At 38.0% G+C, this 16,228-nt stretch carries 11 protein-coding genes and 1 pseudogene; all 12 read left to right on the top strand.

The features are described 5' to 3' along the window. Positions 1 to 13 precede the first annotated feature (13 nt). The 12 genes and pseudogenes from ACESPO_RS03900 (at position 14) to ACESPO_RS03845 (ending at position 16,067) form a co-directional block, all read left to right on the top strand. Entirely contained in the window at positions 14 to 760 is a 747-nt protein-coding gene (locus tag ACESPO_RS03900) for a DUF3784 domain-containing protein (protein WP_016439238.1), read from the top strand. Between the two features lie 6 nt (positions 761 to 766). Next, the gene (locus ACESPO_RS03895) at positions 767 to 1,147 is read left to right on the top strand and encodes an SdpI family protein (protein WP_117576318.1); all 381 of its coding nucleotides are present in this window, start codon (positions 767 to 769) and stop codon (positions 1,145 to 1,147) included. Positions 1,148 to 1,223: 76 nt separating this feature from the next. Then, positions 1,224 to 3,449, top strand: coding sequence for a DNA helicase PcrA (gene pcrA / locus ACESPO_RS03890; protein WP_120105134.1), 2,226 nt, complete (start codon positions 1,224 to 1,226; stop codon positions 3,447 to 3,449). Between the two features lie 118 nt (positions 3,450 to 3,567). After that, positions 3,568 to 3,807, top strand: a complete 240-nt coding sequence (locus ACESPO_RS03885) for a hypothetical protein (protein WP_016439235.1) — start codon at positions 3,568 to 3,570, stop codon at positions 3,805 to 3,807. A 149-nt stretch (positions 3,808 to 3,956) separates the two neighbouring features. Continuing rightward, positions 3,957 to 5,597 (top strand): 23S rRNA (uracil(1939)-C(5))-methyltransferase RlmD, encoded by a 1,641-nt coding sequence (gene rlmD, locus ACESPO_RS03880; protein WP_270602000.1) that lies wholly within the window; start codon positions 3,957 to 3,959, stop codon positions 5,595 to 5,597. A 37-nt stretch (positions 5,598 to 5,634) separates the two neighbouring features. Next, a complete protein-coding gene (locus ACESPO_RS03875; RefSeq protein ID WP_499788491.1) occupies positions 5,635 to 9,378 on the top strand; it encodes an nSTAND3 domain-containing NTPase in 3,744 nt (1,247 codons plus the stop codon). A gap of 42 nt (positions 9,379 to 9,420) precedes the next feature. Continuing rightward, entirely contained in the window at positions 9,421 to 10,443 is a 1,023-nt protein-coding gene (locus ACESPO_RS03870) for a virulence RhuM family protein (protein WP_269763157.1), read from the top strand. A 48-nt stretch (positions 10,444 to 10,491) separates the two neighbouring features. Further along, a pseudogene (locus ACESPO_RS03865) lies at positions 10,492 to 10,824 on the top strand (23S rRNA (uracil(1939)-C(5))-methyltransferase RlmD); the annotation flags it as partial. A gap of 20 nt (positions 10,825 to 10,844) precedes the next feature. Continuing rightward, positions 10,845 to 11,534 carry a response regulator transcription factor gene (locus ACESPO_RS03860; RefSeq protein WP_270463625.1) on the top strand — a complete coding sequence of 230 codons (690 nt, stop codon included), beginning with the start codon at positions 10,845 to 10,847 and terminating at the stop codon, positions 11,532 to 11,534. Next, positions 11,510 to 12,775, top strand: coding sequence for a sensor histidine kinase (locus ACESPO_RS03855; RefSeq protein WP_270665858.1), 1,266 nt, complete (start codon positions 11,510 to 11,512; stop codon positions 12,773 to 12,775). Before ACESPO_RS03860 ends, ACESPO_RS03855 begins: the two co-directional genes overlap by 25 nt. Before the next feature lie 176 nt (positions 12,776 to 12,951). After that, positions 12,952 to 13,626 carry an ABC transporter ATP-binding protein gene (locus tag ACESPO_RS03850; RefSeq protein ID WP_117576302.1) on the top strand — a complete coding sequence of 225 codons (675 nt, stop codon included), beginning with the start codon at positions 12,952 to 12,954 and terminating at the stop codon, positions 13,624 to 13,626. Further along, on the top strand, positions 13,623 to 16,067 hold the full coding sequence (locus ACESPO_RS03845; protein ID WP_499788489.1) for an ABC transporter permease: 2,445 nt from the start codon (positions 13,623 to 13,625) through the stop codon (positions 16,065 to 16,067). Before ACESPO_RS03850 ends, ACESPO_RS03845 begins: the two co-directional genes overlap by 4 nt. Positions 16,068 to 16,228 lie beyond the last annotated feature (161 nt).

Raw genomic sequence — 16,228 nt, 5'->3', positions numbered from 1 at the left:
GGAAAGAATGGTTATGTTGGGATGGATTATTTTTGCTGTTTTTGCGGTGATGGGAGTTCTTTTCTGGACGGGAAAAGGAGGATGGCTCATCGCAGGCTATAACACAGCGAGCGCAGAGGAAAAGAAGAAATATGATGAGAAAAAGCTGAATAGAACAATGGCGAAGGGATGGACGATTATCACAGCAAGCCTTCTGTTTCTTAATTTTGCAAAGGAAGATATGACTCCGGTTTTTCTGGCGATATTTATGATCCTTGTGTTTGTTGGAATCGGCTATATTCTGCTGATGACAAATAACTGTTATGTAGAAACAGAAGAAATGTCTGAGACAGAAAAAGAAAAAATTGCAAAAGAAAGAAGAAATGGAAGACGGTATTCTTTGATCATCCTGACAATCTTAGCAGCTTTGACAGGGGTACCAATGTTTGCAGGTTCTGTCAACATAGAATTTGAAGAGGATAAAATTCGTCTGTCAGGATTTCTTGTTCCTGGATATACGCTGGAGCAGAAGGAAATTCTCTCTGTGGATTACGAAAAAGAACTGGATCTTGGAAGGCGGACGAATGGAAATGGTTCTGTGAGGATTCAGGCAGGGCAGTTCCGAAATAAGCGATTTGGAAATTATCGTCTGTACAGTTACAACGCATGCAGAGAATATGTTGTGATCGATACAGAAGACAAAACGATCGTTGTCAATGACAAGACACCGGAGAGGACAAAAGAACTATATGAAAAATTAAAAATATTTTCAGAGAGGTGATCACATATGGCAGAATTTTGGTTTTTATTTATCTGTAACATGCTTGTACCTGTGACAATGCTTGTCTTAGGCTATTTGTTCAAAGGAATTCATTTTCCCAAGGATGTGAACGCACTTTGCGGCTATCGTACATCGATGTCAATGAAAAATGAAAAGACCTGGAAATTCGCCAATGCCTACTGGGGAAAAATCTGCTGGCGGATTGGCTGGGGTGTGGCTCTGGTCACAGCCTTTGCGACTATACTTTCTTATCTCGCAGGAGAAGAAATATTTAATACGACATCGATCGTACTTTGTATGGGACAGTGTGTAGTTCTGCTTGTGACGATCATTCCGGTAGAGAGAGCGCTGAAGAAGAAATTTGATCGGAACGGGGAGGAGCGATAAAAGATTTCTGGCATTGCGTTTCGCGGAGAGTTTGGTATAATAGGATAAGCAGTAAGGGATAAGGAGTCATAAAACTATGAGTATATATGATACATTAAATGCAGAGCAGCGGGAGGCGGTCTTTCACACGGAGGGACCGCTTCTTATACTGGCAGGAGCCGGATCTGGGAAAACAAGGGTGCTGACGCACCGTATTGCATACCTGATTGAGGAGAAAGGAATCAATCCGTGGAATATTCTTGCGATCACGTTTACAAACAAGGCGGCAGGCGAGATGCGGGAGCGTGTAGATGATATCGTAGGATTTGGCTCAGAAAGTATCTGGGTAAGCACGTTTCATTCTACTTGCGTGCGGATTCTGCGCAGGCATATTGACCGGCTTGGATATGACAATAACTTTACAATCTATGACAGCGATGATCAGAAGACTTTGATGAAAGATGTATGCAAACTGCTTCAGATTGATACAAAAACATATCGGGAGCGTACGATCTTAAGTGCGATTTCCTCGGCAAAGGATGAGATGATCACACCGGAAGAATATGAATTGAATGCATATGGAGATTTCAGCAAGAAGAAGATTGCTGAGGCTTACAAAGAGTATGAGAGGCAGCTGAAGGCAAACAATGCACTGGATTTTGATGATCTTTTAGTAAAGACCGTACAGCTGTTCCAGACACAGCCGGAGATATTGGAATATTATCAGGATCGCTTCCGCTATATTATGGTAGATGAGTATCAGGATACCAATACCGTGCAGTTTAAGTTGATCAGCCTTCTTGCGGCAAAATATAAAAATCTGTGTGTAGTCGGAGATGATGATCAGTCGATCTATAAATTCCGCGGGGCAAACATTCAGAATATTTTAAGCTTTGAAAAAGAATTTGAACATACAAAAGTGATTAAACTTGAGCAGAATTACCGTTCGACGAGCACAATCCTCGATGCGGCAAATGCGGTGATCAAAAACAATGTAGGAAGAAAGGCAAAATCACTTTGGACGGAAAATGGAGAAGGGGAAAAAATCCAGTTTCGCCAATTTGACACCGCCTACGATGAAGCTGAATATATTGTAGGAGATATCAGAGAACGCGTAGATAATGGAAAAGCAGCTTACTGTGATCATGCAGTTTTGTACCGTACAAATGCACAATCCCGTCTGTTTGAGGAGAAAATGATCACAGCCAATATTCCATACAAGATTGTCGGCGGAGTTAATTTCTATGCGAGAAAGGAAATCAAAGATCTGCTTGCATATTTAAAAACGATTGATAATGGAAAAGACGATCTTGCAGTGAGGAGGATCATCAATGTTCCGAAGAGAGGAATTGGTCTTACAACAGTCAATCGCATTACGGAGGCGGCGCAGCAGAGAGGAATCAGTTTCTACGAAGCACTGTGTTCTGCCGATCTTGTTCCGGGATTGGGAAGAAGTATTTCCAAACTAGAATCTTTTGCGGCGATGATCGAATATTTCCGGAAAGAAGCAGAACATCTTTCGATTACAGAACTGATGGAAGAAATCCTTACGGAAACCGGGTATGTGGAGGAACTGAAGGCAGAAGGAGAAGAGGAGGCAGAAGCACGTCTCCAGAATATCGATGAATTTCTGAATAAAATCGCTGCATATGAAGAATCCTGTGAGGAGGAGCTTCCGACACTTTCCGGATTTTTAGAGGAAGTGGCGCTGGTGGCAGATATTGACAGCTTGGATGAAGAAAGCGATTATGTTGTGCTGATGACATTGCACAGTGCAAAAGGATTGGAATTCCCTTATGTTTATCTGGCAGGGATGGAAGATGGGATTTTCCCAAGCTACATGACCATTACAGCAGATGATCCGACAGAAATCGAGGAGGAGAGAAGACTCTGTTATGTCGGAATCACCCGGGCAAAAAAAGAACTTGCGATGACTTGTGCCAGAAGACGTATGATTCGCGGGGAGACACAATATAATAAAATGTCAAGATTTTTAAAAGAAGTTCCGCCGCAGCTTTTGTCTACCGGGAAAATTGTGGAGAAAGAAGAGCTGGAACTGCCGAAGCAGAATGCCTATGTTCAGGCAAAACAGTCTTTTCAAGCAAAACCGTTTATGATCTCAAAACCGGTACAGCAGTTTGGAGTCAAAAGCGGGGAAGGACTTTCCTATGGTGTCGGTGACCGTGTCCGTCATATGAAATTCGGAGAAGGTACGGTGACTGCGATCACGGAAGGTGGAAGAGATTACGAGGTGAGTGTCGATTTTGACAGCGCAGGGACAAAAAAGATGTTTGCATCTTTTGCAAAATTACAAAAAGTATAGAAAAAATAAAATTGGGAAAAATATATGAAATGTTATAGCAATCTTCCCTTGTTAGTGCTATAATAATGGAAGCGAAATCCATTTGAAAAGTAAGGAAATCGGAAAGGACGTGGCAAGTATGAACAGAGTAGAAGATATTATTGCAGCATCAAAATTAAATGACATTTTAAAGAAGAAAGATGACAAAACAAAGAATACAGTTCTTTGGGTACTTGCAATTGTAGGTGCAGTTGCAGCAATCGCAGGAATCGCTTACGCAGTATATTGTTTCTTCACACCAGATTATCTGGAAGATTTTGAAGAAGATTTCGATGATGAATTTGATGACGATTTCTTTAGTGAAGAAGACGAGATTTAGAAAGTGCAATAAGGCGGGACAAAAAGTCCCGCCTTTTTCTTGCAGAGGAAGTTTTTGGAGAACTTGTAAGGAAAACAATGTGCAAATGGGAATATAGAGTGGAGCAATTGATTGCTCAGTAGAACTGTAAGAGAAAGGAATACAGATAGATGAAAAAAGGACAAGTTTATGAGGGGATGATTCAAAAAGTAGAATTCCCAAATAAAGGAATTGTGCAAGTGGATGGGGAAGAGAAGCCTGTCATTGTAAAAAATGGGATTCCGGGGCAGAAGATCCGGTTTTGTGTCAATAAGCTGAGAAAAGGAAAAGCGGAAGGACGTCTGTTGGAAGTAATGGAAAAGTCTGCATTAGAGACAAGAGAGCCGGTGTGCAGTATTTTTCCGGCCTGTGGTGGCTGCATGTATCAGACCATGGATTATCAGGCACAGGTGAAGATGAAAGCGGAACAGATCCAATCGATCATGGATGCAGCTGTGGATGGGTATTCCTATACCTTTGAGGGAGTAAAAGAAAGCCCGAAGGAATTTGCTTACCGCAATAAAATGGAGTTCTCCTTTGGGGATGAATATAAGGACGGGCCGCTTTCTCTCGGACTTCACAAGAAAGGAAGCACCTACGATGTACTGACCGCTTCTGACTGTAAATTAGTTCACGAAGACATGACACAGATTTTAAGTTGTGTGCTGGACTATTTCAAGGAGAGAGGTGTCAGCTACTACAAAAAAATGCAGCATATCGGATATTTGCGCCATCTTCTTTTAAGGAGAGGAGATACGACTGGAGAAATTCTTGTAAATCTTGTCACAACAACACAGGAAGAGCATGACTTGGCTCCGCTTGTGGAAAAACTTCTGGCGCTTCCGGTAGAAGGCAAAATTGTCGGAATTCTGCATATTTTGAATGATTCCTTATCCGATGTGGTGCAGAGTGATGAGACAAAGATTCTCTATGGACAAGACTATTTCTATGAGAAAATCATGGGGTTGGAATTTAAAATCACACCATTTTCCTTCTTTCAGCCAAATTCAAGAGGAGCTGAGGTGCTTTACAGCACTGTGCGGGAGTATATCGGAGATATCCACGATATGACCGTGTATGATTTGTTCAGCGGAACCGGGACAATCGCGCAAGTATTGGCGCCGGTGGCAAAGCAAGTGATCGGAGTCGAGATCATCGAGGAAGCTGTGGAAGCAGCGAAAGAAAATGCAGAGCGGAATGGACTGCATAATTGCAGATTTATTGCGGGAGATGTTTTTAAAGTATTAGATGAAATAGAAGAGAAGCCGGATGTGATCGTGTTAGATCCGCCTAGGGATGGGATTCATCCGAAAGCGTTGCCGAAGATCCTTGATTATGGAGTAGAAAATATCGTGTATATTTCCTGCAAGGCTACGAGCTTGGCAAGAGATTTAGAAATGATACAGGCGAGAGGATACCGGGTGGTGAAATGCACGGCGGTGGATCAATTTTGTCAGACGGTCCATGTGGAAGTTGTGTGTTTGCTTTCCAAACTTAAATCGGATAAATATATAGAGGTGGAGGTGAAGATGGAGGAGCTTGATTTGACCGCTGCAGAGAGCAAAGCAACATACGTTGAAATAAAGCAATATGTATTAGATAAGACAGGACTTAAAGTATCTCAATTATATATAGCACAAGTTAAAAGAAAACATAGACTGATAGAACGAATCAATTATAATTTAGGTGAAAAAGAATCAAAAGTTCCACAAGTACCACCAGAAAAGGAACGGGCAATCGAAGATGCGTTAAGATATTTTAAGATGATTTAGTGGAACAAAAGGATTTCAAATAGTAGAGGTGTTGATTATGGCTAATATTGAAAGTATCAAACAAAAAATACTTCAACTGGATGCAGGATCATTTCAAAATCTTTGTGATTCCTATTTATATAAAATAGGCTATCCGAATATAGTATCTCTTGGTGGAGAGGCGGGTACACGAAAGACCACTTTGGGTACACCAGATACTTATTTTATTGCATCAAATGGAAAGTATGTTTTTGTAGAATATACAACTCAAAAGAAAAACTTATTTGCAAAAATTAAGGATGATCTTGAAAAATGTCTTGATACGTCAAAGACAGGTGTTCCGCATGATAAAATTTCTGAGATTATTTATTGCCATACTTCATCGAATCTTACACCTCTTCAAGATAGTGAGATAAAAGCTTTATGTGAAGATATTGGAATTAAGCTTACAGTTATCGGGATTGATAAGCTTGCAGAAGACATATATCTTTTCCATCATAATCTTTCCCGTGATTTTTTGGGAATATCAATAAGTACGGGGCAAATTCAATCGTATGACGATTTTGTTAATAGTTATAATTCAAATAGAATGGCGGCTCCAATTGATACCCAATTTTTATTTAGAGAAAAGGAATTTAAAGATATTGGCGACGCTTATCTGAAAGTGGATGTTGTTATACTAAACGGCTCAGCAGGTACGGGAAAAACTCGTTTAGCTTTGCATTATGTGAAAAATCACCCAGATGCTAATAATGAGAAGGTTTACTGCATTCACAGTAATGCGTTACCAATATACGAGGATTTGAAACTTTTTATAGACAGACCCGGAAACTATTTTCTTTTTATTGATGATGCAAATCAATTGTCGGGATTACAGCATATTATTCGTTATGTTAGTATGAAGCCAGAGGGATACAACGTAAAAATACTAATTACGGTGAGGGACTATGCACTACAGAAGGTAATAAAGGATGTTCGAGAAATTACTTCGTATGAAATCGTAAACATAAACGTATTTTCAGATGATGAGAGCAAGAAATTGCTCGAAACTTCATTGGGTATTCTAAATCAAGAATATCAAGAAAGAATCATAAGAATTGCAGAGGGAAATGCTCGTATTGCTATACTTGCAGGGAAAGTAGCGTGCAATTCGAATCGTTTGGATTCTATTAATGATGTGTCACAATTATATGAAGATTATTATGGATCTTCTTTAGAGGATAATCAATTACTTCTCAACAAAAACATGTGTATGACTGCTGGTATAGTTGCTTTTTTAGAAGCAATCCATTTGGAACACATTGATGCATTTTTGCCGATTTTACATGAAAAAGGATTAAATCGAGATGATTTTATTGAAAACGTACGTATACTTCATGAGTTGGAAATTGTAGATATTTGCAATGATAAAGCCGTTCGTTTTTCTGAGCAATGTTTATCTAATTATTTGTTAAAGTATGTTTTCTTTGATAAAAAACTAATTGGTTTGTCGGAAATGATTAAAGCTTGTTTTCAGAGTTATAGAGAGCGAACCATTTCCTCCGTTAATACATTACTTAATATATTTAGAAATGAAACTCTTTTCAATTTTGTTGAGAAAGAAATAAAATTATTATGGGATGAATTGTCAATAGAAAAATCACCGGCTTTCTTCGAATTTGTCAAAGCGTTTTTTCGTATTAATCCCACAGAAACACTTCTGATTTTGCAAAATGAAATTGAATCTGAAGAAGGAGTGATTTGTGAATGGAGTGATATTGATACTGATGAAGGAAAAAACTACCAGAATGTAACAGATGATATTATTAAAATTCTTGGTGGTTTTGCAGATATGCGTGATTTGCCGACAGCCTGTGATTTGTTTTTTCAGTATTATTTTAAGCGACCAGATTTATATATGGAATTTTATCATGCAGTTAATCTATATTTTGGTATTAATAAAGATTCTGCGAACTATGGTTTTTACACACAAGTAACTTTTTTTGAGAAGATAAAAGAATATTCAGATGACTGGAAACAAGAATCTGTTACTACTCTTTTTTTACAAATAGCAGAAGAATTTTTGAAATTACATTTTACACCAGTAGAGGGAGGACGAAAGAACACATTTACCATATATCAAATTCCATTAGCCATATCTGAAGGGGTTGAAAAATATCGAAAGCTAATTTGGGAATCTTTATCCTCTTTGTGTGAAATTGAAAAGTATAGAGCAAGAGTTAGAAAAATCCTTAGTTCTTATGGTGGCATTATTGAGGATATAAGTATTCCGGTTCTACAGTTTGACTTAAAATATATCGAATCAATTTTGGAGTCACATTTTCCGCCAGATGAATTGGAAAATTGTCTTTTAGTGAACAGAATAGTGCAAGTTTTTAGTAATATAAATTTTTCTTGTGAATCAGCATTTGCTAAATATTTTGTAGGAGAATACTTTCAATTATATTTGATTCTCAAAGGACCAGATTATACAGAAGAAGTTGGTTATGAAGAATGTGAACAACTAAAACGGAAAACGATTAATCAATACGTTTCTAATTGTAATTTAGAAATGTTTAAGAAGTTAATTGATGTTTGTAATGATATTTCTAAATTTGATGATCGTACATCTTGGGAGGTTGGAGAGGGTTTAGGAATTGCTTTTGATGCCCTTTGTCTTCAAAAAGATTGCTGTGTTGATGCAATTAAGTATTACATAGAAAAAGATACACCAAGCAATTTACACCCATATCGTTTAATTGACATACTTATTTCTTTGTTGTGCGATCAGGAAGTATATCAAATTATTGCCAGTAAGGAATATAGTCAGAAAAATGCCTGGCTATATGCTTATTATCATGAATTGCCGTCGGAGTTAATTACCCCAAAACATCTGCAAGGGCTTTATAACTTTTTGAAAGATACTTCTGACAGAGATATTACTTCATCCTCAATGCGTGATGTGGATTTTCTTGAGAAATATAATGTAATGGATAAGCAAGCATTAATAAAGGGAAGTAAAATTATTTTAGCTAAGATGGAGTATTCACCTTTTATAGTGCATATTTATTTTGATTTGCTATTTAATAATTATCATAATACACCACAGGAAGTAATCCAAAAATATAATTGTAATTTGGAATTGCTTGAAGAAATTTATTGTGCCATGCTATCGCATGATAATCACTCTGATTATAACGGACAGTTTTTGAAAGAAATATATTTGGTTAGACCTTCTATACTGGACAAATATATTCGTTATTTAATAAATAAAAATGAGGGTTCTTTTAGTGACCATCAAGAAAGGCATCGTTGCTTTTTCGATTTGGACGATTTTATAGAAATATATAATAAGATTTTTGAACAGCTATTGGAGAATTGCCAGTTTTCTAAGATGTCAGTACCATATTTTTTGGAGTCTTTATTATTACCGACCCAAAATGAGCGAAATCTATTGGGAAGACAAGACGAGTGGATTAGACAATGCATTCAACTGTTCTCTAATGATGAAACAAAAATGTATTGTCTATTTTCAGTTATATCGAAATTGGAAATTGAGAGAAAAAAGGAATATATTTTGTTGTTCCTTGAGAATAATTCATTGTTTGAAGATTTTCAAAGAATACCATTAACACCTACTTCTTGGAGTTGGTCGGGTAGTGCGGTACCTATGTATTCTGTTTGGATTGAGTTTCTTGAATCATTGCTTTCAAATTTTATAGGTTTAAAATGGATAAAGCATAAAAAGTATATCGAAACACAAATTGGTTATTTAAAAGAGCGAATTGAATCTGAACAAATTGATGAAATCTTAAGAGGGTGATTTGAAAATACATGAAAAAATAGAAAACAGGAGGGGGCCTGAATGGTGGAGAACAATAAAGATAATATAAATATTATAGGGAGCGAAATTATCATTTACCAAACAGAAGATGGGGATACAAAAATTGACGTTAAATTTGAAGATGAGACCGTTTGGCTTACGCAGGCACAATTATGTGAACTTTATCAAACTAGTAAATCTAATATCAGTGAGCATATTAAACACATTTTTGAAGAGGGTGAGCTAGAGGAAAAAGCAGTTGTTCGGAAATTCCGAACAACTGCTGCTGATGGGAAAAATTATAATACAGCACATTATAATCTTGATATGATTATTTCTCTTGGATATAGAGTAAAATCTAAAATTGCCACAAATTTCCGTCGATGGGCTACTGAACGATTAAAAGAGTACATGATAAAAGGCTTTACAATGGATGATGAACGACTGAAAAATCTGGGAGGCGGTAATTACTGGAAAGAGTTATTAGACCGTATTCGGGATATCCGCTCATCTGAAAAGGTTATGTACCGACAGGTGCTTGATCTTTATGCAACAAGTGTTGACTATAATCCCAAGAGTAGTGAATCCATTGCGTTTTTTAAAATGGTGCAAAATAAATTACACTATGCAGCACACGGACATACAGCGGCAGAAGTTATATATGAGCGTGCGGATGCCAGTCAGCCTTTTATGGGATTAAAAAGTTTTTCTGGTGATTTTCCTGTATTGAAAGATGTCAGTATTGCAAAAAATTATCTCAATGATGAAGAGTTAAAGATTCTAAATAATATTGTATCGGGATATTTTGATTTCGCGGAGATTCAAGCTATGCGTCACAATCCTATGTATATGGCAGATTATGTGGAGCACCTTGACAATGTTTTAAAAACAACAGGTGAAAAAGTGTTGCAAGGAGCCGGAACTATTAGTCATGCGCAGGCAATTGAAAAAGCAACAGAAGAATATCGGAAATATCAGGTGCAGAACTTATCGCCGGTTGAAGAAGAATACTTGGAAAGCATTAAAAATATTCACAGTACAGTAAAGGAAAACAGTAAGAATTAATTTTCATAAAAGAGATTTTTAGAAGTTGGTAAAAATACGAGTTTGGACAATGATAAGCATGTTGAGACGGTTGTTCTTTTGTCCCAACTGAAATAAAAGCCGGATGATTACATTAATGTCACGATTGAACTTGATGATATGGATATAACATCTGCAGAGACTAAGGCTACATATGATGAGATAAAGAAGTATGTGGCTGAACATAATGCCGGCATGAAGGTTTCCAATCTGTATATCTCACAGGTAAAGAGAAAATGCGGAATTGAGGTTGGAAAGAATTATAATTTACCTTAAAATGAAGATAGCAGGCAACCGCAGTGTCCAGAAGATAAAGAGAGTGCAATTGTGGAGGCATTGAAGCATTTTAAGATGAATAGTTAATAAAGAGAGGTGCAGATGCTATGCTAGGTATACTCGTGGTTGAAGATGATGAAAATTTAAATCGTGGAATTACATTTTCACTGAAAAAATCCGGATATGAGGTTTTTTCAGCAGAATCAGTGAAAAAAGCGAAAAGAATTGCAAGTGATAATAATGTGGATGTTACCATTTGTGATGTGAATCTTCCGGATGGGAATGGACTGGAATTTGTAAGGTGGATGAGATGCAATTATAATACATACATTATTTGTCTTACAGCACTAGATCAGGAGATGGATCAGGTCATGGGATATGAAGCAGGGGCAGATGATTATATTACAAAGCCGTTTAGTCTTTCGGTACTTCTTTTGAAAATAGAAGCACATTTCCGCCGCAGACAGGAGAAAACGGAAGCCGGAAAGATGATTTCGGGAGATATCGTATTTATCGCAGGAGAAATGAAAGTCCTGATAAAGAGTCGTGAAATCAGTCTGACAAAAACGGAGTTGAAAATGCTGACTTTTTTTCTTCAGAATCCGAAACAGATTCTTTCAAAAACACAAATATTGGAAAATGTGTTTGATCTGGAAGGGGATTTTGTGGATGAAAATACAATCGCTGTCAATATCAGAAGACTCCGTGAGAAAATCGAAGACAATCCGGCTGCACCGGTCTATATAAAGAATATCAGAGGTCTTGGGTATATATGGAATCAGGAGGTAAGGCAGTGACAAAGAGATATCGCAAGAAGATTACAGTAGTGCTCTCCTTGGTATTACCTGTCATATTATTGTTTGCAATATTAAATTGCTTTACCACGTATGTGTTTTATGAAGATTATAAATATAAAATGAATTTTATGACAGAGATTGCTGCAAAGGAAGAATTTTCCGGGCTGGATGCTGTTTCGGAATTGCTTAAGGATAAGGATATTGAAACTAACGAACAGGGAAGGCGATTATTGGAGCAATATGGATACTGGGGGAATAAAGGGAATGCATTTTATTCGCAATTCCGGCATCAGGTTATGGTGACCGGTGCTGTAAGCACTGTGATATGCGTGCTTCTTTTGACTTTTTTACTTTATTGGAAGAAAAAAGAAGATGCGTGTCATCAGAAAATTTTAGACCAGTTGGAAGAAATTCTGATCAGATTCCGTGAAAATAAATTTGATGATTTACTGAAAACGGAAAATCATGCAGAACTGGAAAAATTGAATGACCAGCTTGAAGTAATCGGACATCATATTCAGTTGATAAAGGAAGAAGCAAGGGCAGAAAAGGAGAACACGAAAGAAATGGTTTCTGATATTTCTCACCAGTTAAAGACACCGGTTGCAGCTTTGGATACATGTTTTAGTGTGCTGATGCAGAATGACTTAAGTGCCACAGAACAGGAGGAGTTTCGTATCCGTTGTCGGAGTGCTCTGGATGGACTGGAGACATTATTGCAGTCGCTTCTTGAAATATCCAAGATGGAAACTGGACTGATTCAGATTAATAAGAAAAAACTTCCGTTTATGGATACTGTCATATCTGCTGTGAACCGCACTTATCCTAAAGCGGATGAGAAAGAAATTGAATTCGTTTTTGACTATGAAAAAGAACTGGAAACATGCACGATTATGCAGGATAAAAGATGGCTTGGTGAAGCTGTGATCAACGTTCTGGATAATGCGGTCAAGTACAGTCCGTGTGGTTCAAAAATATTTATCCGGTTACAAAAAAGAAACGATCTTGTAAGAATGGAAATTGAGGACCAGGGAATTGGTATTCCGCAGAATGAGTATCACAAAATTTTTCAACGATTTTACAGAGGAAGTTCCAGGGAGGTCATGGAAAAGAGTGGTACAGGAATCGGACTTTTTCTATCGAGAGAAATTGTCGAAAAGCACGCAGGTATGATTACGGTAACCTCCGGAAAAAAGAAAAAAGGAAGCACGTTTGTGATTCAATTACCATATGTTAGTTAAATTTTAAATGAGCAGAAATCTTACAATTCTGTAAGACTTCTGCTCGTTTTTGAAAGTGAAATGAAAGATTGTCCTGATACAATTTGGATGTAGGTTGAAAAATGACCAAATATATAAACAGGCAAAGAAAGCGTGCTGAAAAGGTACGCTTTACAGAATTGAAAAGGAGGCAACACATGAGTGTGATATTAGAAACCAAGCAGCTTTGTAAGTTTTATGGCGCAGGTGAGAATCAGGTCAAAGCGGTCAATCAGGTGGACATTCAGATTGAGAAGGGAGAATTTGTCGCAATTGTTGGAAAGTCAGGTTCCGGTAAAAGTACATTACTTCATATGCTTGGAGGGCTTGATACCCCGACAAAAGGCAGTGTTACTTTAGCAGGGAAAGATTTATACAGGATGAAGGAAGATGCCCTTGCTGTTTTCCGCAGAAGAAAAATCGGATTTGTTTTTCAGGCATTTAATCTGGTTTCATCTGTTAATGTCTGGGAAAATATTGTACTGCCACTGGGGCTGGATGGAAGAAAAGTGGATGAAGCGTATGTAAATGATATTATTGCAACTTTGGGGATTGAAAACCGGATTTATAATCTGCCAAATCAGTTATCCGGAGGACAGCAGCAGAGAGTAGCAATTGCAAGAGCACTGGTGAATCGTCCGGAAATTATATTTGCAGATGAGCCGACAGGAAATCTTGATTCTAAGACCAGTGATGAGGTAATCGCTCTGCTTAAGATGACAGCAAAAAAATATGGACAGACAATTGTAATGATTACCCATGATGACGAAATTGCACAGGTCGCTGACCGTATTCTGGTGATTGAGGACGGACAGGTGGTGGATTTCAGATGAAGATAATAAGCAGGATTGCATATAGCAATGACAAAAGGAACAGGACAAGAAGTATACTGATCATGATGGCAATCTGTCTGACCACGATGCTGCTTGTTATCATCAGTACTGTGGGAAATGGGGTAATTCATTTACAGAAAAGTCAGGCGGCAGGATCATATGGAAGCAATTGTGGTCTGTTTGTTTCCGCAGACGGATCGCAGTTAAAAGAAGTAAACCGCCGTGCGGAAATAGATGCTACAGGCACTATGTGCACCGAAGCTATCATAAAAGGCAATGAAAAAGGCGGGTTTGTCTGCATGGATGAGACTGCAAGAAAAATGCTTCCTTATAATAAAGAATATGAGTTGAAGGAAGGAAAGTATCCGGAAAAAATGCAGGAAATTGCCGCAGGAAGAGCATTTTTTCGTGCAATGGGGTATGGTGATGTAAAGATCGGAGATACGGTTACACTGGATTACCGCGCAGGGATGCAGTCAGAATATAAGCCGGAAGAATTTGTTGTCAGCGGAATCCTATATGATCGTGATGAGTATACCATCGAGGCATCTTATGTTGCTTTCGGGTCACAGGAGTTTTATGATGAGCACGTCGCAGAGAATGACAGACAGTATAATATTTATTTTACTTTAAATGATTCTGCAAATGTATCTATGAATAATATTGATTCGGTTATAAAGCAGATTGCAGCAGCTTGTGGGATCGAAGAAAAAAACGTTATAGTCAATGATCTCTATTTGCAATGGGTCTTGCAGCCGAGTTATGAAACGATTGCGGTATGCGGGGTTTTGATTCTTGCAATTGTACTTTTCTCTGTTGTGGTCATTTATAATATTTTTCAGGTCGGTATTGCCAACAAGATACAGGAGTATGGAAAAATCAAGGCTCTGGGAGCGACAAAAAAGCAGATGAAACAACTGATCTTCAGAGAGGGTATGTTTTTGGCAATTTCTTCAATACCAGTTGGATTGCTTCTTGGTTTTCTGATTGCAAAATGCGGTTTTAACTGGCTGGTAGAACAGGGAAACCTTGTATCAACCGGAACTGGCTCTATGGGAGTCCAAAATCAGCAGATGCCACTGTTTTCCCTGCCTGTTATGCTTCTATGTATTTTCGTGTCATTTTTTACCGTTGCTTTGGCGCTGCGTAAACCAATGAAAATTGTTTCACGGATTTCACCTATCGAAGCAACACGGTATTTAGAAAATGCAGAAACACACAAAAAAGGAAAACGAAATGGCAGAAAAAATGTCACCGTGTTTTCTATGGCAATGGCAAATATAACGGGTAATCCAAAAAGAACCATTGGTACCATCCTCACACTGGGGCTTTCCTGCGCATTGTTTGTGATTATCTCTAATTATGTAGGAAATATTGATACGGAGCATGAAGCACGTCTTTCCGTTAATCATGGACAATTTGAACTGCAGCTTGACTATTCTGCTGAGTACGATGAAAGATATCCGGAGAATAATCTGGATACGATTCTGACGGATAATCCATTGAATGATTCAATGATTGAAGAAATCAAAAGCATTCCAGGAGTGACAGATGTCATGACGAGAGAGATTGTCTCTGTAAATCTGAACGGAACAAGATTTCCGGCTGATATTGTGAGTAAAAATGATTTTGATTTTATGCGCCAAGACGGGGATATTGGCTCTATGGACTATGATCAGGCGGTAAAGAATGGTGAAATTTTCTTTGGTTGGTTGATGTGGATGGAACAAGATGGATATGCTCCGGGTGAATCCATTGCATTTGACTTTGAGAATGGAAGTGAAACCTATACCTATCAGGGAAAGATTGCAGGATCCTTTGTAAGCGCGGACACTTATCTTGTCATTCCGGAAGGTGTATACCGTTCCATGAATCCGAGGGGAACAGCCTATGGCTATCTGTGGGTGGACTGTGATAAAAAAGATGTTGCATCTGTGGAACAGAGTCTGAATACTTTGATTTCTAATACTTCGCATATAAAAATGGATACCTATCATGCACAGTTACAATCTGCAGAATTCACAGCTCGCATGATGAAGCTTGGCTGTTATCTGTTTATGGCGGTTGTAGGACTCATCGGTTTTATGAATATGGCAAACACCATAATCATGAATATTACGACAAAAAAGCAGGAATATGGTGTATTACAGGCTGTGGGTATGACAAATAAACAATTAAATTTATGTCTGCAGTTACAGGGAATGATGTTTACGGTTGGTACCATATGCGTAGCTTTGATCATTGGTCTGCCGCTCGGCTATGCACTTTTTTCCTATGCAAAACATAATGGAATATTTGGAATGAATATCTATCATGTTCCAATCGTACCAATTTTTATTATGATTTTTTTGGTCGGTCTGTTGCAGATTGTACTTTCCTGCGTTTTAAGCAGTAATCTGAAAAAGGAAACGCTGGTAGAAAGAATAAGGTATCAGGGATAGCAAGTAATATGCAATGAACTAGGTCTTAACGAAGAGGAGAAATAGATAACTTCCATTTTGTATGTATGATAAATCTAAACAGTATTTTAGCAACATTTCCTGAGTGGGGGCAGAAAGTGCCCCCACTTTCACTATTTGGGGGCGAAAAGCGCCACCATATA

It is taken from the genome of Coprococcus sp. HPP0074 (assembly GCF_964238105.1).
GTDB classification, from domain to species: Bacteria; Bacillota; Clostridia; order Lachnospirales; family Lachnospiraceae; genus Faecalimonas; species Faecalimonas umbilicata.
The sequence above is the reverse complement of the archived record's forward strand: the minus strand, read 5'-3'. Positions and strand labels throughout refer to the sequence as shown.

Bases quoted from the DNA above. Each gene is read 5' to 3' on its own strand.
- ACESPO_RS03855 (WP_270665858.1), top strand. From the start codon at position 11,510: ATGGAATCAGGAGGTAAGGCAGTGACAAAGAGATATCGCAAGAAGATT.
- ACESPO_RS03860 (WP_270463625.1), top strand. From the start codon at position 10,845: ATGCTAGGTATACTCGTGGTTGAAGATGATGAAAATTTAAATCGTGGA.
- ACESPO_RS03850 (WP_117576302.1), top strand. From the start codon at position 12,952: ATGAGTGTGATATTAGAAACCAAGCAGCTTTGTAAGTTTTATGGCGCA.
- ACESPO_RS03870 (WP_269763157.1), top strand. From the start codon at position 9,421: ATGGTGGAGAACAATAAAGATAATATAAATATTATAGGGAGCGAAATT.
- rlmD (WP_270602000.1), top strand. From the start codon at position 3,957: ATGAAAAAAGGACAAGTTTATGAGGGGATGATTCAAAAAGTAGAATTC.
- ACESPO_RS03845 (WP_499788489.1), top strand. From the start codon at position 13,623: ATGAAGATAATAAGCAGGATTGCATATAGCAATGACAAAAGGAACAGG.
- ACESPO_RS03900 (WP_016439238.1), top strand. From the start codon at position 14: ATGTTGGGATGGATTATTTTTGCTGTTTTTGCGGTGATGGGAGTTCTT.
- pcrA (WP_120105134.1), top strand. From the start codon at position 1,224: ATGAGTATATATGATACATTAAATGCAGAGCAGCGGGAGGCGGTCTTT.
- ACESPO_RS03895 (WP_117576318.1), top strand. From the start codon at position 767: ATGGCAGAATTTTGGTTTTTATTTATCTGTAACATGCTTGTACCTGTG.
- ACESPO_RS03885 (WP_016439235.1), top strand. From the start codon at position 3,568: ATGAACAGAGTAGAAGATATTATTGCAGCATCAAAATTAAATGACATT.
- ACESPO_RS03875 (WP_499788491.1), top strand. From the start codon at position 5,635: ATGGCTAATATTGAAAGTATCAAACAAAAAATACTTCAACTGGATGCA.